The sequence below is a fragment of the Rheinheimera pacifica genome (assembly GCF_900108485.1).
Classification (GTDB): Bacteria; Pseudomonadota; Gammaproteobacteria; order Enterobacterales; family Alteromonadaceae; genus Alishewanella; species Alishewanella pacifica.
Map to the genome: position 1 here is coordinate 323,051 of NZ_FNXF01000002.1, position 24,516 is coordinate 347,566.

The window sequence follows — 24,516 nt, forward strand, 5'->3', positions numbered from 1 at the left end:
AGCTGTTTTGGCATTCGCTTCTATTAACAATACCAATCACTACCGCAGACTCGCCTTTTTTAACCGGCGGTGTTTCATTATAACCTTAGGGTTCAAAGACTGGCCGGGCGTCCAAGGCTTCTGCATGGTATTTATCGTCGTTGAACAACAGCGGATAGTAAAAATGACGCAGTTGCGCGTGAAAATCTCTTACTTTTTGCTCATAGCGCCATGCTGCTTTCGCGTCTGTGTGCGCCCAATCGGTAAGAGTTCTTTGCAGTAAGGTTGCCGGTGATAACCATGCTACCCAACCCGCTGCCCGATATTTATCTGCTGCGGTTTGCTGATAAGCTTGCGCTAATGGCTTGGCCGCTTCATCCCCCAGTTGCTGAAAGGCGTAATACCATTTCCATTCAAACAGCGATTTTACCTGCGTTTTGCCAGCCCACTCCGGGTGAGATACCACAAAAGCCTGCATGGTTGTTTCAATAGGAATATCCCAGGCATCATTTACCGCTTCACGCTGGGTCAGCAGAATATCGCCGCCTTGCGGGCCATGAAAGCTTTTATCAATTGCGACATTGGCGACAGCAGGAATAATAAAGGTGGTTAATAACCAAAAGCCGATTAAAAACGAGGCCAGTACCGGGGCAGAAAAGCTAAAACGTGCCACCCAATAACACAGTAATGACCATAGCAGAATATAAACCAGCACTATAAATATAACCGATAGCATTAACCCGGCAGAGACACCATTGAATATAGCGCCAGCGATAAAAGGCAGCACAAGCACTAACCACAACGCCAGCACAACAACTGCGGCGCGTAATGGCCACAAACTATAGCCCGTGCGCGCAGTAATGGATAAAAAGTCTAACCGGCCGGCAGCCCGCTCGCTTGCCCGCAAGTCATGCAGTAACAATATCAGCAGTAATGGCGCAATAACGGCGATAACAAAGGTAAAATCGATGCGACCAACCATTGCCAGCTCAGGGTTTTGGGTATCAGACTCATGAATTTGCCCTTCAAGTGCCAGCATGCGAATGCGATGCTTCCATGGGTAAACATCACGTACGCCTGCAGCGGCAAAGGCCAGGGAAGATGGCGGCGCATAAGTCAGATGGAAAGTATAATAAGCAAGGAGACCCGGCTCATCATAGCGCTGTGCTACATCGGCTTGATCCTGTTGATCGGCTTTTTGCATACGTTCTATGGTGGCATGTTGCTGTGCGACTTCCACGCTGCCGGTCCACACAGAAAATAAAGCCAGTAGAAAACCCACCAAAAGCACTAAAGCTACGCTGTTCTTGTGTAAAACAAATCGGGTTTCACGACAAATGTCTAACCAACTCATATACGTCTACCTGCGAATAAAATAAATCCCAACACCACAGCCATGGCACAAAATAGCTGTAACAACGCCATAATGCTGTTGGCAAAACGTTGCGTTGGCGCTAACGGTGTAAAATGAAAATCATCCAGTATTTGCCAGTTAGCTGAGCTGACAGTCGCCTCTTGCTTTGCTTGTTGGCTACTATATCTGTTTGCATCTTGCGCGTAGCTAAGCCCTTCAGCGTGCAGCGTATTCATCGACTGCACAAAGTCATAGCGTATTGTTTCTGCCTCGCGCAGGAAACGTTGGTAGTTTTCCAAATCGGTGCCGGCCAGTTTCATCGAAGCGGTTTGAATGGCAATAGCAGGTGACAACCAGCCAAATTTGCGGACAATATCAGCCTGAGCTTGTTCACTTTGCATTTTTTGCTCGGCAAATTTGTTCAACACTTCCGTATGATGCGCCTCTGAATAGCGTGATACCACACCTCTGAAATTAACCGGTAACTCTTCCACTGTCGCAACGTTATATTGAGCTAAAAGGTTGTCTTTAAGCGCTTTAAAAGCAGGATCGTTAGCATTGTGCCCGTCGCCTGTGTCACGAATACTTTGTAGCACAGCAAAATCGGTTTCCAGTTTGCCCTGCGAGGCCAGAGCAACACTGGCAGTGTTGCCGGCAATTCTGGGCAGGATAAGACACATGAGGATCCAAACCGCCATTAAGCCACTAAAACTGGTGCTGTTAGCGGATGCCAGAGCAGAAACAGCCAGCACGATGCCGCACCAAATAGCCAGATACAGCAGATAGGCAATCACAAAAGCCACCACGGGTAACACCGCAGCACCGTTTAACAGCGTCAGCAATGCACCCACAACAAGCGGAGCCAGTATTAACAGGCCCGCACCGGCCAGCGCCACAGCTTTACCCAGCATAAGCGTTAGCGGTGACACCCCCTGCACCTTAAGAAAATCTAAGGTGCCGGCCTCGCGCTCACGGGTCATCACACCGAAGCCCAGTACAATGAGCAGCAGAGGGGTGAGTACTTGCATGACATAGGCAGGGGTGAGTTTACCGAGCCAGTTTAAGCCACTGCTTTGCTTTTGCTCGGCAAAGGTGGCGCTGTTTTGCTGGTGGCCTTCAAGAAAAATGGCATTACCGGTAAACGCATCGATACCCGGATCTAATGCACTTAACGGCGGCGGAGCACGAAATAAATAGTGTCCATAGTGGATCATCCGGTGGGGATGGCGGTCTGGTTGTGCCTCAAACACCTGCTTCGCCTCAGCTTGCATATGCTGACGCTTTTCAGCCGTTGCCGTAATGGCGGCTTGCGTTACCCACACCGAGGCAATTGCTAACACCAGCGCAATCAGCAACACGGTTTGCGCCAACTTGGAACGTCGCCAGTAGCGCCATTCGTCTTTGGCGATTGCCAATACCTTACTACCCATTACCGCGCTACTCATTGTGCGCCCCGGCAGTAAACGCTTTGTGCACGACCTCAGAGTCGATATTGCCGTGTTCGGGCGCGTCGAACATACCGACAATTTCTCCGTTGTGCAGTAAGCCAATACGGTCAGCGACATGACAGGCACCATAAACATCGTGGGTTACCATAAAAATAGTAGAGCCCTGCGCGGCCAACTGTTTTACTAAACGGTTGAATTCATCAATGGCAACAGGGTCCAGGCCGGATGTAGGTTCATCTAAAAACAAAATGGGCGCGTCACGCAGCAATGCCAGGGCAATGGCGGTTTTTTGCCGCATGCCTTTTGAATAACCAGCCAGTGCTGAATTCCAGGATGCTTCCTGCAATGCAACACGCTGTAAAGCTTCAGCAATATCGCCAGCTGTCTTTTGCTTACCAGACAATGATAAAAAATATTTTATATTTTCAATCGCCGTTAAATGGCCGTACAGCATGACAGACTCAGGCAAATAAGCGACTTTTTGCCGCACAATATCCGGTTGCTGGTGCACATTAACCCCTGCCAATGACACAGAGCCGGATGATGGCGTCATAAGACCAAGAAAGGTTTTAATGGTAGTGGATTTACCTGCGCCATTACCGCCCAGCAGCGCCATTACTTCGCCTTTTCGGGCACTAAAGGAAACATTCTTCAATATTTGCTTTTCTTTTACGTTAACGCATAAATTTGAAGCACTTATAACCAGTTCCTGCATTTTAAATCATCCCGAAATTCAATAAAAAATATTACATGTAGTGGGGAAAGCCTTAACTTCAGAACTGATATTTCACACTAACACTGTAGTTTACCGGCGAACCCGGCAGGTTCCATAACTTATGGTACGAGTTCTCAATGTATTCTTCATTAAACAGGTTATTTACATCAAACTTCAGGCTAAGCTGTTGGCTTAAATCGACAGACGCTGCCAGGTTAACCAGGGTATACGACGGTAAAATGTAGTTCGCATCGGTTGTTTCACCCACGCGGTCACCCACGTGGCGTACCGTTACAGCAAAGAAAGCGTCTTTGGCTAATACCTGAGTAAAGTGATTCACAGAGATATAGCCAGAGTGTTTAGCGATGTTGATTAACCGTGAGCCTTTAGCAATAGGCACACCCCACTCGAGATTGGTTGCCTCTTTAGCAGTTTTTGCGTCAACGTAGGCATAGCCCAGGTCGATACTGGTGCTGGTTGTCAGGCTGGTCGTTAGCTGAAATTCAATACCTTGGCTTGCTACTTCACCTAAGGTTGCTGAAAAATTGGAGTTTGGTACAGCCGTCAACATATTGGTTTTTTCTGCATCGAAAATAGCAACACTACCTGAGAAACGTCCGGCGAGATTTTGCCATTTAGCACCGATTTCAAAAGAGCTGGTTTCTTCAGGCGCAAAGGCATTTCTGTCAGAATCCAGCCCCGGATTGGGTCTGAAGCCTTCAGCATAACTGGTGTACAAATTCACACTGTCGGTAATTTGATAAACAAAACCGGCCCGTGGTGTGAATTGTGTTTTATCCTGGCTTTGAGATACTTCACTGATTCTGTTGAAAATATCTTGCTCAAACCGATCTACGCGAAACCCGAGCAGTAACTTCGTTTTCTCTGTCAGTTCAATCAAGTCCTGGGCATAAAAACCTAAGCCTTGCTGTTTTTCATCCGTCAGTGTTGCCGGTAACACTGCGGGGCGGAAGATGGTGTAATCAGGATTATTCGGGTCAATGCTATAGGTTGTATCGCCAGATCCCCAGGCTGTTCGCCACAATCTGTAATCAGTGTCCAGGTGATAGTTGTAATAATCCAGACCGACCAAGATATTATTCACAAAACCGGCAAGTTCGGTGTTACCACTTAGCTCAAAACGTAAAGAGAGATCCCGCGCCTGGTAATCGCGCTCTCTGCGTTGTCTTGATAAGCGATTAGGATCAGTTAACAGCAACTGCCTGCCATCTGATAACTCTGTATCTGATGATTGCCCCTTCATGGATGAATCTCTGTAGGCAAAACCGGTTAACAGGTGCCAATCCTGACTCAGTGTATGATTTAAGATCAATTGATGACCAAAGGCTTTAACTTCGTGAGCACGGTCCCGAATATCACCATAAAAATCGCTGGGATTGGCCGCGTCAAAATCGTTATCTAAAATATAAACACCACGATCCAGTGGTTTTTCCTGATCAAGAATTTCCATCTCGTAGCTGAGGCTGGTCTGGTCAGAAATATTCCAGATAAAAGAGGGGTTTAAGGTTAGATTTTTAAAGAAAACATGATCCCGGTGTGTATCAGAATCTTCATAAGCACCGGTAATACGGTAAGCACTGGCATCGTTAAGGCCGTTAGTGTAGTCAAATTCCAGTGCTTTCTTGTTGTAGTTTCCTACTGTTGCCTGCAGGTAACCCTGCGCATCAAACAGCGGTTTCTTGGTAATCACATTGATGGTGCCACCAGGCTCTCCCTGGCCGTATAGCGCGGAACCTGGCCCTTTCATAACTTCAATGGTTTCAATATTTACCGTACTTCTGTTGCCGCTGTAGCCGCGTACGTTAAAACCATTGATTAAGTAGCCAGTTGGGTTGGATTCATCGCCCGAAAAACCGCGGATAGCAAAGCTATCAAACATACCACCAGAGTTGTTTTGTCTAACGATAGACGCTGAAAAGTCTAAGGCGTCACTAAAACGTGTAATGCCCTCGTTTTCTAATTTATCAACACTAATGCGATCTATGGCTTGCGGCGTATCAATAAGTGGTACATTGCCACGATAAGGCTGCCAGTGTTTTTTAACTTCAATATGCTCAATACCGGCATTAGCCTCTTGATGTTGAATGGTATTGTTGCCGGTATTTTGGGCTGCTGCACTGGTAGAGATAGCGAGTAACGAAAATAAAAACCGCTTTTTCATCTGTCTTACTGCTTGCGGAAAATGATTGGTTTATGAATGTTATAACATCACAACTACCATCGCAATGAAACTGCGTAAAACTTGAGGCATAAAGCAGGTACTAAGCGTTGAGTGCGTTACCGCCTACGATATCAGGCAACAAACTGCAGGCCGTACTGATTGCCTTTTTTCCATACGCATTGTGCAGTACTACTACCAAAACGTTCGCTTTTAAGGCTAACGCTGTCACCTTTTTTCAGCTCACCGTTGTACTGAATACGCGCGCCGCCTGCCGCGCTAAAATCCAGCAGCTGGCAATGGGCAGCAAACTCTTTTAACGTCAGTTGGGCCAGAGGGGTATCGGTGGCCATATAGCGGATTTGCCTGCGCCGGTCGGCCAGTTTGTCGGCAGTTGGAAAATCAGGGTTTGGTGGCCGGTATTTACCGCCCGCTATGCGCTGATACACACTATCGTGAATACTGACATTGATAGGAGGGTTAGCCGGATCGCCATAAATGCGCCGCACCGACTCACCGGCGCCGATTTTTTCCAGTAATTTGTAACTGTACGAATAAGAGTTGTGCACCTGCATATGTAAATCAGGCTGGCACAGGGTTAACAGGTACTCGTCATTAAATTCCAGCCCCAGTGCGCAGGCTTTAATCAGCATCCATTGCAGTGGAATATCAGACAAGCCACACTCTTCATAACCACCACCAATATCAGAATGCACCCCGGCAAACCAGCATTGCTCCACATACTGATCATCTTTTAAGCTGCCGGTCCATAAATCAGGTTGAAACGGCGCCCGCCGCTCGTCCAGCGCCAGAGCATGATAGGCATGCTTTACCTGCTCACAAATATGGGTGTTAAAAAAGCCAACCCAGCCGCGGGTCAGTTTTCCCAGAAATGGCGTGGGCGCCCCCAGCGCACCAACGGTATCAAACACGCCTACCATCCGGATTTCCGGCCGGTAGTTGTCATAATACTGTGTTTGCGGCCGTTGTTCCGGGTGGGTGCGATAGTATTTGTATACTTGCCTCATCTGATCAAGCTGGTCTTTTTCCAGCAGGCCAACGGTGTGTATTAACCCGACAAAAGCCCTGGCGGTATAAGCGCCACGGCTAAAACCAAAGCAATATATTTCGTCGCCCAGCTCATAGTTGTGTACCAAAAAGCGGTAGCAATCGAGTACGTTTTTTTCCAGCCCGCGGCCAAAAGCACCGCCGATAAATCTGTCTATTCTGCCGCCGGTGCCAACGCCCTCATCATAAAACACCACCTGATGTATACCATCGCTGGCGATGGGCTTAATACTGCGTACCAGTTTAGTTACATTGGTGGGAATATCATCGGGCTCATTCCAGGTGCCGTCACAACAAATTATTATCCGTTTAGAAGCCGCCATAACTGTTCTCCTTATATCAGAAAAACGGCATATCTAACTGCGACCTTACTACGATAACTGCGCCGGACTGCGAAAACAGTATAGTTCAAACCTGGTTAAAAAACGTACCATACACAATTTACCAGGGTAGCGCTGTGCCATCCCAATTCAGTAGCAAACCGGTTTTCTCTGCATTAAGCCCGGCGGCCACACGTGCCAGCCGCTGTGCAGTCGCAGCCGGGGTTTGCAATTGCCCCTGAGGTAAATTTTGCTGAAAGGGCTGTGACAATGCGGTGTCTGTGGTGCCGGGGTGAACACTGACAATAGCGGCAGTTTTGTTTAGTCTGCCCACTTCAATACTGAGGTTTTTCACCAGCATATTCAGCGCAGCTTTGCTGATACGGTAGCTGTACCAGCCGCCAAGGGCGTTATCACCTATACTGCCCACTTTAGCGCTAAGTGCCAGCACGCGCACATTGGCTTGCTTGCTAAGGTAGGGGAATAACAGTTTCAGGTATAACGCCGGCACCTGCACATTAGTTAAAAAACGGTCAGCCAGAATGGCGGTGTCCAGCTGGCGAATAGTTTTTTCCGGCATGGCTTTGTCGTCATGCAATACGCCGTTACAAATGAAAATGGTATCCGGCTGATACAGCAATGCATGCTTTACGACCTGTGCGCTGTGCTCCTCCGATAACAACGGATCTTGCAGCCAATGCATGCCTGCATTGCCGGCACTATTATTTTGCCGGCTTATAACACAAACGGTTGCGCCTGCATCCGCGTAATGCCGGGCCAGCGCCAGCCCAATGCCTTTACTGGCGCCAATAACCAACACAGACTGCGTCATAACACTAACTCCTGCGCCAGTTGTACACCGCTTAACCAGGCATTTTCTACCCGGCCACCGTTAAGCCAGTCTCCGGCCAAACCCAGTGCTAAAGCCGGTAAATATACCGCGCCAGACACCGGGTACTGCGGCGCCTGCTGGGCATACCGCCAGCGATGGCATAGTGTTGTCACCGCTTTTATTGGTTGCCCGCTAATATGCTGTAAGGCTATAACGGCCTGCTCAACTATTACGTCTATGCTGGCTTCAAGATGTTGGGCTGAGAACGCCGGGCTAAAATGCAACAGCCAGTGCTCTGCGCGGCAACGCCCCGGTTTGGCGGCTTGCCGTGCCAGCCAACTGAGAGGGTGGTTTTTAACAAAAATAGCGTCATACGGCAGCAAAGGTTGTTCAAGCTGTATATTTACCGCCCAGCATGGCAACAGTGCCGTAGCGGCGAACAGTGTTGCAAGCTTGGGGCTTTGCGGCAGAAAAGGTTGTAATAACTGCCTGGCTTGCTGCTGTGGTATCGCCAGCACCAATTGGCTAAAGCTGCCAAGCGCAATACCCTTACTGAACAGTTGCCAGTGGTTACCATCAAATTGCAGTTGATCTACCGGGCAGTTGCAATGCAGGCTGATGTTACCCAGCAACTGCACAACCGGTGCCTGCATGGCAGGCTGGCCAATATAACGCTCGGTATCATCAGGTGAAGGGTGAAGGCCGCTGTCATCAAACACGGCTAAGCTTCCGTTCCAGCGGCTAATAGTACCCGCTTGCAGCCATTGATGGCACTGCGCCTGAAAAGCCTCACTGCGGGCGGTAAAATACTGCGCACCTAAATCCAGGTAGCCCTGTTCAGTGCGCTTACTGCTCATGCGCCCGCCAGCACTACGGCCTTTATCAAACACTACTATCTGGTGGCCTTGCCGTGTCAGCCGAGCGGCACAGGCGGCTCCGGCGATTCCGGCACCAATAATTGCTATTGTCACCCTTTACTACCTGTAGTTTGTTCTGGCATGGCACAGGTTACGCGCCAACACTGCGGCGCGATCAGGCTATGGCAGAATTTTGGGTAGTAATTCCGGTGGTAGCTCCCAGCTGCTGGTCAGCTGTTCGCCCTGCCAGGTTTCAATGGTCAGCCAAAGTTTATCTGTGGCGCTAAACTGCTTCGGTGCTATCGCATGCACATGCTGGCCATGGCGGCTGCCGTGCAAAATGCCTTCATCGCCTTGTTGCAGTTCTTCAATTGGCAGAGGCGCCGGGCCAATATTGACATAACCCTGGCGAATATCGCTGACATCGCCCTGGCCGAACATCAGCATAAAATCTTTTACATACTCATCATGATGGGCATAAGGTGGTTTCAGGTTTAGTGGCATAGGTGCAATTTCAAATTGCCCTACTTGCTGTGCCGGCCAGGCGGGCGGAAATTCCGGTGTCAGTGACTGATATAAAAACCAGAATGGCAATACCAGCACCAGGCCATTCAGTTTGTATTTATGCCGCTGCCACACGCTGTTACTACGCGCCATGGTTAACCTCCTGCAATGCTTCGCTGCTACGGCTGGCCCGAACCGCTTTAACGGTGCGGCTGCCCCATATCATAAAGCCGGTAATCGACATGCCGGACAAGATCAAACCAAACAAAAACCAGATAGCCTTGGTCCAGATACCACCAATAGTGCCGTAGTGTAACGGATCGGCAATATGCATTACCGTTTGCAACGCCGTCATCGATTGCGGTGATTTCTCGTGGGCAATCTCGCCGGTCCAGGGGTTAATACTCAGGTTATAAGACTGCTCATCGTAGAAAATATGGTCGCCACCGCCCATCAGCGTATACATGCCGCGGTTATGCTCTGGCAGCATCAGGTAACTGGGGCGAAAATCCGGGAAACGCTGTTGGGTAATATGCATTGCATCAGCAAAACTGACCGGCGGTGTACTCTGCTCAGCCGGCATATCGGCTATCGCAACAATAGGCGCATGCGGCTCTATATCAATATCGGCATGCCACATTACCGCCTGCACCAAATACCACAGGCCGGTAGCACTCATCAGCATTAAAAACCAGATCGACCACACCCCGGCCAGCCGGTGTAAATCGGCCAGTACGGTTTTTCTGCCCTGATTAAAACGGATTTTTGGTTGAATAAAACTACGCCAGAAGTTTTTGTAGATCACCAGGCCGGTGATCAGCGCGCCCAGCATCACTATGGCCATTGCCGACACCAGGTAATAACCTACGCTGTAGCTACCCGGCCAGGGAAATAATAACCAGCCATGCAGGCTGCGCATAAAGCCGATAAAAGTAATACCTTCATTTACTTGCTGAATTTCGCCGCTGTACTGGTTTACGTAGGCAATAGCAAACGGCTTATCGTGATCGGTAAACATTACTGCATTAACCAGATAAGGTTCAAATACCATTACTGTGCCAACATCAGCAGTCGGGTAGGCTTGCTGTACCGTTGCTACCAGTTCGGCTACCGGCCTGGCCGCTAAGTTATCCGGGTTTGTCGCGCGCGAAGCCGGGTTGGTTAGCCAGGTCAGTTCATGGCTGAAAACGGCAATAGTGCCAGTGAGACAAACAAAGCAGAAAATCAGCCATATTGGTAATGAAAACCAGCCATGTAGTTGAAACCAGAAACGATTGCTGAGTTTAGCCATGTTAAAACTGCCTGTGATTACACTGATGTACCCGATTAATGCCAACTATATTAATGTTAATAAGAATACTTATCAACCAAGATTGAAATTGAGATTGATTACCATTTAGAGTGATACAGGTGCGCGGCAGCCGGTTGGACAGCGCAGCCGATATTATCGGCAACGTGAAGGCTTAAACGTCTTTGCCGCGAAGAGTCGAGTTTGGCTTAAGTTATCAGGTTAGGGCAAAGCTCAGTACCAGGCTGATAATTACCCCGGTAATAACCAGCTGCACCAGACAAAAACCCATAATATCTTTTGCTTTTAAACCGGCAATGGCCAGCACCGGTAAGGCCCAGAATGGCTGGATCAGATTGGTCCAGGCGTCGCCCCAGGCCACTGCCATGGCAATGCGGCTAACATCGGCCCCCAGCTCCAGCGCCGCCGGCAACATTACCGGTGCCTGCACCGCCCACTGGCCGCCGCCTGAAGGTACAAAGATATTCACAATACCGGCGCTAAGAAAGCTCCAGAACGCCAGTGATTCGGCACTGGCAAAGCTGATAAACCACTGCGACATACTCTGGGCCAGGCCGGATTGCACCATAATGGCCATAATGCCGGCATAAAACGGAAACTGAATAACAATACCGGCGCCGCCGGCAATTGCCTGCTGCAGGCTGTGCAGCAAACGCCTTGGTGTGCCGTGCAGTACTATGGCAAGAAACAAAAATAAGAAGTTAACGATATTCAGGTTAAGCCCGCCGCCCTTAGCAAAGTACTGCACTAAATAAGCAATACCGGCAAAACCTACTAACAGCGCCAGCAGCATACTGTTTTCCAGCCTATCGGCCGGACGCGTGGTACCGGTATCCAGCACGGCTGGCTCCTGCAGTTTAGCCGGGTCAACATAAACACTGTCCCCGGCTTTGGGCAGCATTAAGTAATTTACCAGCGGCACGGCAATAAACAGTAAAGCCACTAATAGCAGGTTAAAACCGGCAAAAATCGTTTCACTGGTGGGAATAATGCCTATTTGCGCTTCGCTAAAGTGATTTGGCGTGGCAATAGTTAACGGCACTGAGCCTGCCAGCCCGCCATGCCACACCACAAAACCCGAGTAAGCGCTGGCTACCAGTAAGCGGTAATCCACTCTTACTTTTCTGGCCAAAGCTTTGGCGAACAGCGCCCCTACCACTAAACCAAAACCCCAGTTAATCCAGCTGGCCAGCAACGAAATAACCGTTACCAGCAAAATAGCCTGGCCGGCCGTTTTTGCCAGGGCAGCCAAGCGATCCAGTATGCCTTGTACCAGCGGCGTACTGGCCAGCATAAAGCCGGTAACCAGCACCAGCAGCATTTGCATGGAAAAACTGAGCAAGCCCCAGAAACCGTCACCCCAATAGCCTAAAACGGCCAGCGGGCTTTGCTGCTCAAATAATATTGCCGCGGCAAATACCACTATGCTGAGTAACAGTACAAAGATGTACGGATCGGGCAGGTAGCGTTCAACCAGTTTAACAAGGGGTTTAGCAGCAGCGTTTAACATGGCAACTCACTGAATCAACAGAATGTTGCACTTAGCCTAACGTGAAAAGTGAAAGGTTGCCAGCCAGTCGGATCAGCTCCGGCCTGGCTGGCAGGTTTACCCAGCGGTTCTGCCTGGTTTAGCCCTTGTTTGACGCAGGGGTTTTTGCCATAGCGAGAATTTTGTTGCGCAGGGCTTCATCCTGCTGTGCCTGTTGGGCGATGGCGTTGTATTCATCAGCAGTTAACCCTGCTGCTTCCACCGCTTTTACCATTTCAGCCTGTGCTTCTTGCTGCACTTGCTGGGCTTGTTCCGGCGTTTCGGCTGCCTGGAACTTACTTTCATACTCTGCACCAACCTTCTGGATGGAATCCATTGCAACACTGAACTTCAGCAGATTGGCATCGCTCAGATCTACGGCACTTTGCTGCGTAGTTGCTGCAGCCTGAGTAGGCGCCTCTGTGGCAGTTTGTTGTGCCAGCGCAGCACCAGATAAGGTAAGGCCTGCCAGAATGGCGGCTAAATACGTTTTACGCATAAAGAGTCTCCTCTGATAATAATTCAGTATTGCTATTGCCAGTTGTGTGCCAACTTTTAAGATACTGATTATAAACAACTATATTTAATAGCCCGTTTGAAGTTCGGCTATATCGCCAAGCTTGTGTATACTTATGACACACCAAAGGAGGCATTGTGACAAAACTATCCAGTTTACTACGCTGGCCGCAAAGCAGCTTGCAGCGCAGTTTGTTCTGCTATGTGGTATTGCCAATGTTATTGCTGTGTGGCCTGGCCATCCGCTTTGGCCTTAGCTTTACCCACGAACTGGTAAGCCAGAGCCTGCGCAGTGATCTGGAGCTGATTGGCCGGGCTATTCGTACCCCCGTCAGCGACGCCCTGCTTAACGGCGATGGCAATGCGATACTGGCGAATCTGGAATCAGTGTTTGCTATCAATGAAATTTATGGCGCAGCGGTTTATAACACCAGCGGCAGGCTGGTGGCCTCTACCGGGCTGGCCGACAACGACTTAACCCGCTCACTGGCAGCCTCGGAAGCCGTGCGTACCGGCGAGCAGCAGGAATCTTATAGTGTGGTATCCGGCTGGCAGTTATATTCGCAGTTTATGCCTGTAACCGATCGTAGCGGCCGCATTCATGGCCTGCTGCAAATTACCCGCCGTGCCAGTGACTTTGAGCAATCATTAACCCATTTGTCCCGTCTGGCCTGGCTTAGCTGGGGCGCACTGGCTCTGCTCAGTTTTTTAATTATCCGTTTTGGCCATAACAAGGCTATTGGCCGCTATTTATGGCAATTACTGGGCAGTATGCGCCGGGTAGCACAGGGCGAAATACAGCACCGGGCGGTGCTGTCCGGCCCGGCCGAGTTACAGGAAGTAAGCCGTGGCTTAAACACTATGCTCGACAGTATGCAGCAATCTGAACAACAGTTGCGCCAGCAACAATTGCAGCAGCAACAGCTAACGCAACAGCTGAAAGAACAGGAAAAAATGGCGGTAATCGGCCAGCTGGTTAGTGGCGTAGCGCATGAGCTTGGCGCTCCGCTCACGGTAATTGATGGCCGTGTGCAACGTGTGCTGCGCGAGCACAATGATGAAGACACCGAGCGCCAGTTGCAGGCCGTGCGTAACCAGGTATCGCGATTAAGCACACTGGTACGGCAATTACAGGCATTTGCTTATACGCCGGTGGCCCAGCGCCAGCCGCTGTCGGTAGCCGAATTATTACAACAGGCCATTCACAGCCTCAGTTTTGAATTGCAGGCTGAAGATGCACAACCGCAGCTGCAGCAGCCGTGCCCTAAAATAACGCTGTATGGTGATCCCGGCCGGCTGGAACTGGCACTGGTGAATTTACTGCGCAATGCGGTGCAGGCGGCAACCAGCAGTGTATCGGTACAGGTGGAAGTAAAAGCCGGCGAGCTGGCCATTAGTGTGCTGGACGATGGCGCCGGTTTACCGCCGCAATTTAGTACCGAACAGCTGTTATCACCCTTTGTGTCTACCAAAGCGCAGGGCCGTGGCACCGGGCTGGGGCTGGCCATAGTGCAGCAAATTGTGCTGGAGCATCAGGGGAAACTGTTGTTGTCGAACCGGCCACAGGGCGGCTGCTGTGTGCGTATATCCTTACCGTTACAGACAGAAGTAGCCGCTAAACCGGAGGCCAACGTATGAAAAACGCCTCACCGTACCGTATTGCAGTAGTGGAGGACGACCCGGCACTGCTGGAGCTACTGCAGGAAGAACTAACCAGCCATGGCTATCAGGTAGCAGCCTGTGACAGTGCCGAAGCCTTGCTGGCGCAACTGGAAGATTTAACACCGGATCTGGTAATAAGCGATATCCGCCTGCCGGGTATTGATGGTATGGCCCTGTTACAGCGCTTACGCCAGCAACCTAAGCCACCGGCACTGCTGCTAATTACTGCTTTTGGCACCGTGCGCCAGGCCGTGGCAGCCCTAAAACAGGGGGCCGATGACTTTCTTACCAAACCACTGGATTTAGAACATCTGCTGCTTAGTGTTGAGCGCTTACTGGCGCATAAAGCGCTGCAACAGGAAGTGCAACAATACCGCCAGAGCAGCCAGCAAGGGCCGGGCGGCATGATCGGCCAAAGCCGTGCCATGCGCCGCTTGTACCAGCAAACTGAGCGCATAGCCAAAGCGCAGGGCGCCGTATTAATTTTGGGCGAAAGCGGCAGCGGTAAAGAGCTGGTAGCGCAGGCACTGCACCAGCAAAGTGAGCGCGCAGCCAAGCCTTTTATTGCGGTAAATTGTGCCGGCATTCCGGCCGAGCTAATGGAAAGTGAATTCTTCGGCCATGCGGCCGGGGCCTACACAGGTGCCAGAGGTAGCCGCGCCGGGCTATTTAAACAGGCCGATGGCGGCACCCTGCTGCTGGACGAAATAGCCGAAATGCCCCTGCTGCTGCAGGCCAAATTATTGCGCGTATTGCAGGAAGGCCGCATGCGCCCGGTGGGCGGCGATGACGAAGTAGCGGTTGATGTACGCATTATTGCCGCCACGCATCAGAATTTAGAACAGCTGGTTGAAGCCAGCCAGTTCCGTGCCGATTTATTCTTCCGGCTGGAAACCTTTACGCTGAATATACCGCCACTGCGGGAGCGGGCCGACGATCTGGAGCTGCTGGCGCAGCATTTTCTGGCGCAGTTAAAGCAAAAACAACCGGCGAATGTACACAGTATCAGCAGCGATGCGCTGGATTGCCTGTACCGTTATCCGTTTCCGGGCAATGTGCGTGAGCTGCAAAACGCACTGGAGCGGGCCTATACCTTCGCTGCCAGCCATGAAATAACCCCCGACGACTTACCCGAACGTATTGTCAGCTACCAGGGCAAATCGGCAGTGCCGCAGCAAGCCAGCGACACCAGCTGGCCCAGCCTGCAACAGGTGCAGCACAACTATATGCGCCAGGTATTGCAGTATACCAATGGCAATAAACAACAGACGGCAGAAATACTCGGTATTACCCGCCGTACGCTGTATCGCTGGCTGGAAGAACAACAGGCCGAGCAACAATGATGCAACTTAACGCATGGTTACAACACCTACAGCTTAATGCAGATGCAGAGCAGGCTTACCGGCAAATGCTACAGCAACTATTCAGCGCACTACAGAACCTGCCGCACCCGGTAGTTATCGGTATCAGCGGAGCTCAGGGCAGCGGCAAAAGTACGCTGGCTGCTCTGCTGGCGCAGATGTTTAGTGCAACCGGCTGCAACGCCGCTGCCGTATCGCTGGACGATTACTACCTGAGCAAAGCACAGCGCCGGCAACTGGCAGAAAATGTACACCCCTTGCTGGCACAACGCGGCGTACCGGGTACGCATAATATTGCGCAGGCACTGGCCGATGCCAAAGCTGTGCTGGCAGGCGTACCGGTAGCACTACCCCGGTTTGATAAGGCGCTGGATGAACCTGCAGCTGCCTTACCGGCACAAACGCTGGATATCCTTATTGTTGAAGGCTGGTGCCTGGGCGTACCGGCGCAAACCGAAGCAGAACTGGCTACGCCGGTTAATGAACTGGAAGCCAAAGCAGACACTGATTGCCGCTGGCGACATTACGTAAACCAGCAACTGGCTGGGCCTTACGCAGAATATTGGCGCTTAATGACACCACTGATTTGGCTACAGGCACCCGACTGGGATTGCGTATGCCGCTGGCGCGCGCAGCAGGAACGCAAACTATGGCAAAGCCGTGGTAAAGGCATGACAGAAGCCGAACTGGCGCGGTTTATGTTGCCATTTCAGCGTTTAACCCAAGCCAGCTGGCAGCTGCTGCCGCAGCAGGCCAGTTATATTATTGCCCTGAATAAACAACAGCAACCCCGGTTAATGCAGTAAAAACTGTTGGTATTTTAGATAACAAAACCAAATTGACAGCGCTGTCAATTTGCTGATAGTCTGTTTTTTGAGCGCTTATGCTCAGCCCGGTTAACACCTTTCACTTTCAGTCAGGCCGGGTTTCAGCAAACTATGGGGAAGGACGGGTAAATGACAAAAACAAAAATAATAGTAACCACCGCAATTATGCTGGCATTACAAGGTTGTAATCCTGCGGCAGAGATAACATCAGCAGATCACGCCAACACCGCAGCTCTGCTGTTTGATGATTTTAATTATGACAGCACTGACGCCTTGTTTGCTAATGGCTGGACTGCACGCTCAGAAACCGGACACCCTGGCATTGCCGGGGCTGCCTGGTCAGTTGATGGCGTCAGCCTGCACCCGGCACCTGAACAGGCGCAGTTTGGTATAGCCCGCTTAAGCTCTGTTACCGATGGCACAGGTGAAGGCACCCGGCATACGCAAATTTGCCATGCACGTAAATACTTATATGGCACCTATGCCGCCAGGGTATTTTTCCGCAATGAGCCAACCTACGGGCCGGATGGCGACGAAGTGATCCAGACATTTTATGCCATCAGCCCACTGGAGTATCCGCTTGATCCCAACTATAGCGAAGTCGATTTCGAATATCTGCCCAATGGCGGATGGGGTGAAAATACCCAGCCCGCAATGTGGACTACCAGCTGGGAAACCTTTCAGCTAGAACCCTGGACCAAAGTAAATGAATACAGCCGGGTTGAAGGTGACTACAGCGGCTGGCGCACGCTGGTAATGAACGTCAGCGCCGATGCTGTGCGTTACTTTGTCGATGGTGAATTGATTGGCGAACACAGCGCTAATGTAGCACCCGAAGTACCAATGTCAGTTAATTTTAACCTCTGGTTTATGCCAAAAGGGGCGGATGGCTCGGTTGGCCCAATTGACTCAACTGAGCAACGCCAGTATCAGCAAGATATCGACTGGGTACTGCACATTCCGCAAACACAGCTCAGCACTGACGAAGTTAACGCACAAGTAACAGAGCTAAGAGCCCGGCAGCAGTTTTTTGTCGACACCGTACCCGAAGCAGTACCGGCCTTACCTTCGCCTTGTGGTTTGTAATACAACCCTAGCTGCCGGTATACCCACTCAGCCCGGGCCCGCACCCCGCGCCGGGCTGAATTATCTCTGGCAACATTATAATATACGAATAACAATAATTATCATTAAGCTTTAAAGATGGTGAAACTTGCTTTAAAATGCCTGAAATGCAGCTAAATAACCCATGACGTTTCAGGAACATTTTCTATGCCCGGCCAATTTAAAACTTCTGTACTGGCAAGCGCTCTGCGTGTTGCACTACCCGTTTCGTTTGTTACTCTCAGCACCTGTGTACTGGCCGAAAACAGCAGCGTAAATAACTCAGCAGCAGAGGCAGCAGTTGAAGTTATCGCGGTTTATGGCCATCAGGGTGAGAGCCGCTCAGCTACCAAGCTGGACCTGACCGTGTATGAAACACCGCAGGTCATCACGGTCATGTCCCGGTCGCAAATAGAAGATTTTGCACTCTACTCCGTGAACGATTTACTTAGTTACACCCCTGGCGTCACGGTAGAAAAGGCAGAAACTGAACGCGTTTACTATACCGCCCGCGGTTTTGATGTGGTTAATTTTCAATATGACGGCATAGGTGTACCGTTTTCAGCCGGGTTATCACAAGGCAGTTATGACACCGCCATTTTTGAGCAGATTGAAGTGATCAAAGGTGCTGCCGGCTTGGTTACCGGGCTGGCGAATCCATCGGCCACCGTTAATTACCTGCGTAAACGCCCGACACAGGAGTTGTTTGGCTATGTTACGCTGGCTGCCGGTTCTGAAAACCACCGCCGGCTGGAAGGTGATGTTTCCGGCAGCATCAGTGAGCGTTTCCGCGGCAGAATAGTAGCCGCTAAAGATACGGCAGATTCATACCTGGACCGCAAAGCAGACGACACCTCGCAATTGTATCTGGTGGGCGAGTATGATCTGACAGATCGCACTGAGCTGACACTGGGCCACAGTGTAAATAACAATAAAGCGGATGGCAGCTTATCCGGTGCTCTGCCGCTGTATTACACCGACGGCACGCCAACTAACTATGCTATTGCTACCAGTACCGCCACCGATTGGGCTTACCGCGATAACAAAACTACCCAGACCTTTGCCGAGTTACGCCAGCAACTGAGCGACGACTGGAGCCTGAATATTTTACTGAGCCAGAATAAAATGCTGCAGGATGCCGAGCTATTTTATGTCTATGGCACGCCGGACAAAGCTACAGAGCTTGGCCTTAACGGCTATGCCAGCGCCTACAAACTTGATGAAAAACATCGCATTGCCGATATTTACCTCAGCGGCAGTTATGCGCTGGCTGGGCGTAAGCACGAACTGATGGCCGGGGTTAATTACGCTAACATCGACCTGTTCGGCCAGTCGTTTTTCGATTACGAAACCGGTTATCCGGTGCTGGGCGCCGACTGGGCAGCGGGTTCTTCCCCCAAAGGAGTATTTGACGATACTGATCCTTACACCACCGGCCATCTGGACAAACAAATTCATCAATCGTTTTACCTGGCTACGCGGTTGCACCTGAGTGATGCCTTGTCTGTGTTGCTGGGCGCCAGAGCCATGTCGGTTGAACAAAGTGGCTACAGCTATGGCGTTGACAGCAGCTCAGATGCCAGCGAAACAGTGCCTTATGTCGGCGGGGTTTATCAGCTGAACGATACTGTATCGCTGTACGCCAGCTACAGTGAGGTTTTTACACCGCAATCTTTTGTTGATACCGGATTTAAGGCGCTGGGCGTAGCCAAAGGTGATAACAGCGAAGTGGGCGTCAAGTTCTTGCTCAACAATAACCGTGCTACTGCCAGTGCCGCGCTGTTTCGTGCTGATCTGAAAAACGTCGGCGAATTTGTTGAAGTTATTAACGGCGTTAATACCTACACCGGCCTTGATTATCAGTCACAAGGCGCTGAACTGGAACTTACCGGCAGCATTACCGACCAGTTTAACCTTAGCTTTGGTTATACCTGGCTACAAAGTGTAGAAGGCAACGACGGCAAGCAGGTACGCACCTATGTACCGCGTAATCTGGTAAAACTGTCCGGAGTTTATTACCCGCAGGCCATTGCCAACTTATCTGTAGGTGCCAGTGTGCAGTGGCAGGATAGCATCGCCATTACGCCTGAAACAGATATCCGTATCCGTCAGGGCAGCTATGCCTTAGTGGATATGTTTGTCCGCTACAACCTGAGCGAAAATCTGTCAGTTGCGCTCAACGCAACTAACCTTACTGACCGCAAACATTATGAAAGCCTGTACTGGACACAGGCTTACTATGGCGCGCCAGCACAATGGCAGGCGGCCGTTACCTGGCGCTACTAAGGCATTAAGCTAAGCGGCCGGTTAAAACGGGGCCGCCCTTACAGAAAGCCCCGTTTTGTAAAAACCTGTACTTTATTCTGCCCGTAACTCTGCCGCTATGCGGTAACTGGTTTGCCGCGCTTGCGGGTCGTGCATCATGCTGGTCAGCATTAGCTCGTCGGGGTTATGTTTGGCAATAAAATCCTTAATGCCTTGCTGCACCGCAGCGGCATCGCCCACCACAGAGCAGGCTAGAGCTGTCTGTACATAGGCTTTTTCATGTGGCTGCCAGATAGTGTCCATGCTATCCACCGGTTTTGGCAATAAGCCGGGGGTCCCCCGCGTCAGATTAACAAACTGCTGTTGCAGTGAGCTAAACAGCCGTTTGGCTTCAGTTGCAGTGTCTGCGGCAAACACATTCAGCGCCAGCATCAGGTAAGGTTTATCCAGTTGCGCCGAGGGTTTAAACTCGCGCCGGTACAGCTCTGCGGCCTGCTGCATCATGCCCGGAGCAAAATGCGAAGCAAAGGCATAGGGCAACCCCAACTGCGCCGCTAATTGGGCGCCATATAAGCTGGAGCCTAATATCCATAACGGCACATTCAGCCCTTGCCCCGGTACGGCCTGCACTAACTGATCCGGCCTGGCGGCAGCAAAATACTGCTGCAACTCGGCGATATCAGCCGGGAACTGCGCTTCGGTTTCCACTTTATGCCGGCGCAACGCCCGTGCTGTGGCCTGATCACTACCCGGTGCCCGGCCTAAGCCTAAGTCGATACGGTTAGGGTACAGGGTTGCCAGCGTGCCGAATTGTTCGGCGATAACCAGCGGCGAGTGGTTCGGCAGCATAATACCACCGGCACCCAAACGAATACGCGACGTCGCAGCAGCTAAATGGCTGATTAATAACGACGTAGCAGCACTGGCAATGCCCGGCATATTGTGGTGCTCAGCCAGCCAGTAGCGGTGATAACCTAACTGTTCGGCATGTTGTGCCAGGGCTTTGCTGGCAGCAAAACTGTCGGCCACGCTGCTGCCTGCTGAAACCGGGGCTAAATCTAAAATGGATAAAGGGATCATGTACGCTCCGCATCGCTGTGAATATGGATATTACATACCAAATGGTATAAAACTATAACAGCAATGGGGGCCTACCTCAGCGGTTTCAAGGGTTAGCTAAGCGGCAATAAAAAAGCCTCTGATTTTAGAGGCTTTTCCCGAAAAATTAGCGGAGCGTTAGGCGTTTAAAAAACGACAAGTCGTTAACCGCTAACCAACACTGTATGGCTATTTTTGCCATATTGACCTGAGTTGCGTTATAGAGAGCTGCTGAATGTTAACAGCACTGTCAGTACTGAGTTTAAGCTGACTATAGGGTACGTCAGGAAATACCACACTGGTCATAACCGTGCGGCCATTGTCGGCAAACACTTCTATAGAAGAGGTATCCAGAAATATCTCTAACTGCACGACGCCAGCTTTAATCTCTAATGGCGCCCGCTGCACAGAGGCAAAGCCGCTTTCAAAATCGGCAATGCCTGCGTTAGTTCTGTCTAAAATCAATTGTCCCGCTACGGCGTCTACTTTTAGTTTCAGGCTGTGCTTTGCATTTTCAAATGACAGCTCGACCAGCTTGGACTGCTTTAAATCCAGCTTAAGCTTGATATGCTCGCCTAACTCTGCGGATTTGGTTAGCTTAACTAATTCAACGGGTTTACCGCCTTTTACGTTGCTATTGCGCACAACTTTAGTATCCGTCGCCAGCGACGACAGACTAGCTACCGGTTGCGAGCTGACTATATAACTATTACCCCGCTTTTCTAATTCCAGCTGCCGGGCAATAGTCATAGCACTGCGCCAACGTTGGGTCGGTACGTTATTGGCATATTGCCAGTTGCTCATCCAACCGATAAATAAATGCCGGCCATCTTGTTTCGGTACATCAGACCAGGTTACACCGGCATAGTTGTCGGTACCGTAATCCAGCCAAACTGCTGGTTGTTTGGAAGGCGAACTTTGTTCCGCCGCCATAAGCTGTTGGTTAAATGCCGGATCAAGCTTAAAGGTTTTACCGTCAAAGTCACCGACAAAATACTGTGTACCCGAGCCACCATTCGGGCCTCCCGGGTTAATACTGACCAGTAACACATACTTTTCTTCGTCACTGCCATTAACCCGCATCTTAATCAGATCAGGACATTCCCATACACCGCCGTGCGCACCAATGCCCTGGCCAAAATCGCCGGTATGCTGCCAGTTTTTTAAGTCCGTTGACGTGTAGAAGCTGATTTTATCTTTTACTGCAAGTGACATCACCCAGCGCTCAGAATCTTCGTGCCAGCTCACTTTAGGGTCGCGAAAATCCCTGATATCAGGACTTTTCAGCACAGGGTTAGCATCATACTTAGTCCAGGTTCTGCCGTTATCTAAACTGTATGCAATACCCTGCGACTGGAAGGTGTCTGAACCGAAGTTTTCCTGCAAATGATCATGATAGGTGTAAATGGCCACCATAGCTGGCTTGTCTTTGCTACCAAAATCAGAGGTATTGTTCCAATCTACTACTGCACTGCCTGAAAAGATGGTGCCATGTTGATCCGGATACAACGCTATGGGTTGCTGCTCCCACTGCACTAAATCTTTACTGATAGCATGCCCCCAGTGCATAGGCCCCCAGATATTACTGTACGGGTTATACTGATAAAACAGGTGATATTCACCATCCAGATACACCATGCCATTGGGATCATTCATCCATTGCTGCTCTGGGCTGAAATGGAATTGCGGCCGGTGTGGTTCCTGATATAAATCGTCTACCGCCAGGGCATTGGGTACCATAGTGCTACTCACTGCTAAGCATAAAGCTAAAACTGTTTTTCTCATTTTACTGTATTCCTTTTTAACAGACGGCAGCATCTGAGTTCAGCTGCTGCCATACAATTAATAGCCGGGTAGTTGCTTGTATAAACCACCGCTTAAATTGATTTGTTGCTGTGGGATCGGCAGATACTCGTCGCGCCCGGCGGTGAATAAGGCTTCCTGTAAATAAGGCTTACGGGTGCGTTCAACTTCAAGATAAGTATCTAATGTCTGTTTTGCTACGCCCCAGCGCACCAGGTCAAAGAAACGGTGTCCTTCCAGGCCAAGTTCTAACCGTCGCTCCATACGTAGTGCGCGGCGGGCTTGCTCTTGTGACGTAAATGCAGTGTAAAGTCCGACATTGTAAATACTGGCATTATTTAGCATTGCTGTGCTATTCATAGCCCGGCTGCGTAACCGGTTGATGATTTGCAAGGCTTCATCCAGACGATTTAATTCGATCAGCGCCTCTGCTTTCCACAGCAACACATCGGCAAAACGGATCAACACCGTATTCATCGAAAACACCGGGAAGGGCCCGTTTTGTATACGACATTCACAATCCGGATGCTCCAGCTCTTTCATCGAAATGAAATTGCCGTAAACCGCCGGCGCCCGTGCCCAGGCATTACCATTTTCAATCATCAGCTCGCTGTCATATTTAAACGGCTTACCTTGCATGGCAACAGTGTGGTCTAACCTGGGGTCAACCGCGTCCTGTGCCAGTACATAATTGCTGCTGTTAAAGCTATCAAACTGTGGTAAGCCCTGAGCATCGGTTTTAAATGCGTTAACAAAATTCTCTGTCGGCACATGAAAACCACAGCAGCCAAAGCCGCCCTGCAAAGGCGCATTTAATGCTGTGGGCCAAGAACCACGGCCATCCGGCGAACCGTCATTGCGTGAGCGCTGGATCGCAAACACCGACTCTTTGCTGTTTTCAAAACGGTGCAGAAAGTTTTGTCCGAAGTCATCCTGCAAACCATAGACACCGGCGTCTTCAATATCATCCACCAGATCGACCACCGTTTGTAGTTTCTCCAGATCAATGTTGACGACCTGATGCACATCATTTTGCTCATAAGCCTGATACAACTTCGTTTTCGCCAGATAGGCTTTGGCACTTAACTGATTGGCCCGGCCAATTTCACTCTGTGTCAGTGGCAAGTTGTCGGCGGCAAACTGGAAATCTGCGGCGATTTTGTCCCACAATTGCTGATCGGTTAAATCAAAGTTCGTCTGCGCTTTAATCTGCTCTGATGACATGGTTTCATCAACATAAGGAATATGTTTGTGGTGTATCTTCAGATCGAAATAAAAGAAAGCGCGTAAAAACCTCAGCTCAGCCTCACGAATCGTCTTTTTCGCAAACTGCGCCTCTGTGGTATTAGCTAGCGCCTTTAAAGCGGTATTAGCTCTTGAGATGGCGGTGTAATTTCTTACCCATTTTTTATTGTTCAGATCGACAAAATCCGGTGGATAAGACTCCATATCCGCAATAATCGACGTATACATCGACAGCGCATGGTAGGCAAATATATCGCCGGGTCCATTGCCGCCTTTATGAGCATCACCGGCCCGCAGGTTACCGGTTGGCCAGAGAAAATTGGGCGCAGTATAGTGATCATTACCAAGATAAGCGTAGGTGGCCGTCACCAGCCCGTCTATATTGCCACCGTTGGTAATTTGCTCTTCCGTTAAGGTGCCTTTCGGTGATTGCTCAAGATCGCCGCCACAACCCGCCACTGTCAGCAGCACAGTACCGGCAACTATCATTACACCTGCTTTTAGTTTGTTATACATAATTCATGTCCTATTTAAGCATCAAC

The 24,516-nt window shown here is 50.3% G+C and carries 19 protein-coding genes; 5 read left to right on the forward strand and 14 right to left on the reverse strand.

Going from position 1 to position 24,516, the window contains the following annotated elements; genetic code table 11:
• Positions 1 to 85 precede the first annotated feature (85 nt).
• From BLW68_RS03960 to BLW68_RS04010, 11 genes are all read right to left on the reverse strand, one after another.
• Positions 86 to 1,333 (reverse strand): DUF3526 domain-containing protein, encoded by a 1,248-nt coding sequence (locus BLW68_RS03960; protein ID WP_092790443.1) that lies wholly within the window; start codon positions 1,331 to 1,333, stop codon positions 86 to 88.
• Entirely contained in the window at positions 1,330 to 2,778 is a 1,449-nt protein-coding gene (locus tag BLW68_RS03965; RefSeq protein ID WP_092790445.1) for an ABC transporter permease, read from the reverse strand. The genes BLW68_RS03960 and BLW68_RS03965 overlap by 4 nt, the downstream gene beginning before the upstream one ends.
• On the reverse strand, positions 2,771 to 3,436 hold the full coding sequence (locus tag BLW68_RS03970) for an ABC transporter ATP-binding protein (RefSeq protein WP_218141294.1): 666 nt from the start codon (positions 3,434 to 3,436) through the stop codon (positions 2,771 to 2,773). Before BLW68_RS03970 ends, BLW68_RS03965 begins: the two co-directional genes overlap by 8 nt.
• A gap of 118 nt (positions 3,437 to 3,554) precedes the next feature.
• On the reverse strand, positions 3,555 to 5,678 hold the full coding sequence (locus tag BLW68_RS03975) for a TonB-dependent siderophore receptor (protein WP_092790450.1): 2,124 nt from the start codon (positions 5,676 to 5,678) through the stop codon (positions 3,555 to 3,557).
• A 131-nt stretch (positions 5,679 to 5,809) separates the two neighbouring features.
• Entirely contained in the window at positions 5,810 to 7,066 is a 1,257-nt protein-coding gene (locus BLW68_RS03980; protein ID WP_092790453.1) for a DUF2235 domain-containing protein, read from the reverse strand.
• Between the two features lie 118 nt (positions 7,067 to 7,184).
• Positions 7,185 to 7,895: an SDR family NAD(P)-dependent oxidoreductase gene (locus BLW68_RS03985; RefSeq protein WP_092790454.1), complete on the reverse strand. Its 711-nt coding sequence runs from the start codon at positions 7,893 to 7,895 to the stop codon at positions 7,185 to 7,187.
• The gene (locus tag BLW68_RS03990; protein ID WP_092790457.1) at positions 7,892 to 8,866 is read right to left on the reverse strand and encodes an NAD(P)/FAD-dependent oxidoreductase; all 975 of its coding nucleotides are present in this window, start codon (positions 8,864 to 8,866) and stop codon (positions 7,892 to 7,894) included. Before BLW68_RS03990 ends, BLW68_RS03985 begins: the two co-directional genes overlap by 4 nt.
• Before the next feature lie 66 nt (positions 8,867 to 8,932).
• Positions 8,933 to 9,409 (reverse strand): hypothetical protein, encoded by a 477-nt coding sequence (locus tag BLW68_RS03995; RefSeq protein WP_092790459.1) that lies wholly within the window; start codon positions 9,407 to 9,409, stop codon positions 8,933 to 8,935.
• Positions 9,399 to 10,547, reverse strand: coding sequence for a PepSY-associated TM helix domain-containing protein (locus BLW68_RS04000; RefSeq protein WP_092790461.1), 1,149 nt, complete (start codon positions 10,545 to 10,547; stop codon positions 9,399 to 9,401). The genes BLW68_RS03995 and BLW68_RS04000 overlap by 11 nt, the downstream gene beginning before the upstream one ends.
• 214 nt (positions 10,548 to 10,761) lie before the next feature.
• Positions 10,762 to 12,075 carry a short-chain fatty acid transporter gene (locus BLW68_RS04005; RefSeq protein WP_092790463.1) on the reverse strand — a complete coding sequence of 438 codons (1,314 nt, stop codon included), beginning with the start codon at positions 12,073 to 12,075 and terminating at the stop codon, positions 10,762 to 10,764.
• 118 nt (positions 12,076 to 12,193) lie between these two features.
• Positions 12,194 to 12,592, reverse strand: coding sequence for a DUF4168 domain-containing protein (locus BLW68_RS04010; protein WP_092790465.1), 399 nt, complete (start codon positions 12,590 to 12,592; stop codon positions 12,194 to 12,196).
• Positions 12,593 to 12,747: 155 nt separating this feature from the next.
• Here BLW68_RS04010 and BLW68_RS04015 point away from each other — a divergent pair, with 155 nt between their 5' ends.
• From BLW68_RS04015 to BLW68_RS04035, 5 genes are all read left to right on the forward strand, one after another.
• Positions 12,748 to 14,247 carry a sensor histidine kinase gene (locus BLW68_RS04015; RefSeq protein WP_218141295.1) on the forward strand — a complete coding sequence of 500 codons (1,500 nt, stop codon included), beginning with the start codon at positions 12,748 to 12,750 and terminating at the stop codon, positions 14,245 to 14,247.
• The gene (locus BLW68_RS04020; RefSeq protein WP_092790467.1) at positions 14,244 to 15,614 is read left to right on the forward strand and encodes a sigma-54-dependent transcriptional regulator; all 1,371 of its coding nucleotides are present in this window, start codon (positions 14,244 to 14,246) and stop codon (positions 15,612 to 15,614) included. The genes BLW68_RS04015 and BLW68_RS04020 overlap by 4 nt, the downstream gene beginning before the upstream one ends.
• The gene (locus BLW68_RS04025; RefSeq protein WP_245728262.1) at positions 15,611 to 16,438 is read left to right on the forward strand and encodes a kinase; all 828 of its coding nucleotides are present in this window, start codon (positions 15,611 to 15,613) and stop codon (positions 16,436 to 16,438) included. Before BLW68_RS04020 ends, BLW68_RS04025 begins: the two co-directional genes overlap by 4 nt.
• Before the next feature lie 150 nt (positions 16,439 to 16,588).
• Positions 16,589 to 17,545 (forward strand): glycoside hydrolase family 16 protein, encoded by a 957-nt coding sequence (locus BLW68_RS04030; RefSeq protein WP_092790470.1) that lies wholly within the window; start codon positions 16,589 to 16,591, stop codon positions 17,543 to 17,545.
• Positions 17,546 to 17,731: 186 nt separating this feature from the next.
• Positions 17,732 to 19,849, forward strand: a complete 2,118-nt coding sequence (locus BLW68_RS04035) for a TonB-dependent siderophore receptor (RefSeq protein WP_092790472.1) — start codon at positions 17,732 to 17,734, stop codon at positions 19,847 to 19,849.
• 72 nt (positions 19,850 to 19,921) lie between these two features.
• Here the strand turns inward: BLW68_RS04035 and BLW68_RS04040 are convergent, their stop codons facing one another.
• From BLW68_RS04040 to BLW68_RS04050, 3 genes are all read right to left on the reverse strand, one after another.
• On the reverse strand, positions 19,922 to 20,908 hold the full coding sequence (locus tag BLW68_RS04040) for an LLM class flavin-dependent oxidoreductase (RefSeq protein WP_092790475.1): 987 nt from the start codon (positions 20,906 to 20,908) through the stop codon (positions 19,922 to 19,924).
• Positions 20,909 to 21,115: 207 nt separating this feature from the next.
• Positions 21,116 to 22,711, reverse strand: coding sequence for a glycoside hydrolase family 32 protein (locus BLW68_RS04045; RefSeq protein WP_092790674.1), 1,596 nt, complete (start codon positions 22,709 to 22,711; stop codon positions 21,116 to 21,118).
• 57 nt (positions 22,712 to 22,768) lie between these two features.
• Positions 22,769 to 24,490, reverse strand: a complete 1,722-nt coding sequence (locus BLW68_RS04050) for a RagB/SusD family nutrient uptake outer membrane protein (protein WP_092790477.1) — start codon at positions 24,488 to 24,490, stop codon at positions 22,769 to 22,771.
• Between the last annotated feature and the right edge of the window lie 26 nt (positions 24,491 to 24,516).

What these genes read in the sequence shown, in the direction of transcription:
- BLW68_RS03965 (WP_092790445.1), bottom strand. Translation starts at nt 2,778, where the DNA reads ATGAGTAGCGCGGTAATGGGTAGTAAGGTATTGGCAATCGCCAAAGAC.
- BLW68_RS04025 (WP_245728262.1), top strand. Translation starts at nt 15,611, where the DNA reads ATGATGCAACTTAACGCATGGTTACAACACCTACAGCTTAATGCAGAT.
- BLW68_RS03975 (WP_092790450.1), bottom strand. Translation starts at nt 5,678, where the DNA reads ATGAAAAAGCGGTTTTTATTTTCGTTACTCGCTATCTCTACCAGTGCA.
- BLW68_RS04020 (WP_092790467.1), top strand. Translation starts at nt 14,244, where the DNA reads ATGAAAAACGCCTCACCGTACCGTATTGCAGTAGTGGAGGACGACCCG.
- BLW68_RS04000 (WP_092790461.1), bottom strand. Translation starts at nt 10,547, where the DNA reads ATGGCTAAACTCAGCAATCGTTTCTGGTTTCAACTACATGGCTGGTTT.
- BLW68_RS04005 (WP_092790463.1), bottom strand. Translation starts at nt 12,075, where the DNA reads ATGTTAAACGCTGCTGCTAAACCCCTTGTTAAACTGGTTGAACGCTAC.
- BLW68_RS03980 (WP_092790453.1), bottom strand. Translation starts at nt 7,066, where the DNA reads ATGGCGGCTTCTAAACGGATAATAATTTGTTGTGACGGCACCTGGAAT.
- BLW68_RS04030 (WP_092790470.1), top strand. Translation starts at nt 16,589, where the DNA reads ATGACAAAAACAAAAATAATAGTAACCACCGCAATTATGCTGGCATTA.
- BLW68_RS04045 (WP_092790674.1), bottom strand. Translation starts at nt 22,711, where the DNA reads ATGAGAAAAACAGTTTTAGCTTTATGCTTAGCAGTGAGTAGCACTATG.
- BLW68_RS03960 (WP_092790443.1), bottom strand. Translation starts at nt 1,333, where the DNA reads ATGAGTTGGTTAGACATTTGTCGTGAAACCCGATTTGTTTTACACAAG.
- BLW68_RS04050 (WP_092790477.1), bottom strand. Translation starts at nt 24,490, where the DNA reads ATGTATAACAAACTAAAAGCAGGTGTAATGATAGTTGCCGGTACTGTG.
- BLW68_RS04035 (WP_092790472.1), top strand. Translation starts at nt 17,732, where the DNA reads ATGCCCGGCCAATTTAAAACTTCTGTACTGGCAAGCGCTCTGCGTGTT.
- BLW68_RS03985 (WP_092790454.1), bottom strand. Translation starts at nt 7,895, where the DNA reads ATGACGCAGTCTGTGTTGGTTATTGGCGCCAGTAAAGGCATTGGGCTG.
- BLW68_RS04040 (WP_092790475.1), bottom strand. Translation starts at nt 20,908, where the DNA reads ATGATCCCTTTATCCATTTTAGATTTAGCCCCGGTTTCAGCAGGCAGC.
- BLW68_RS04010 (WP_092790465.1), bottom strand. Translation starts at nt 12,592, where the DNA reads ATGCGTAAAACGTATTTAGCCGCCATTCTGGCAGGCCTTACCTTATCT.
- BLW68_RS03995 (WP_092790459.1), bottom strand. Translation starts at nt 9,409, where the DNA reads ATGGCGCGTAGTAACAGCGTGTGGCAGCGGCATAAATACAAACTGAAT.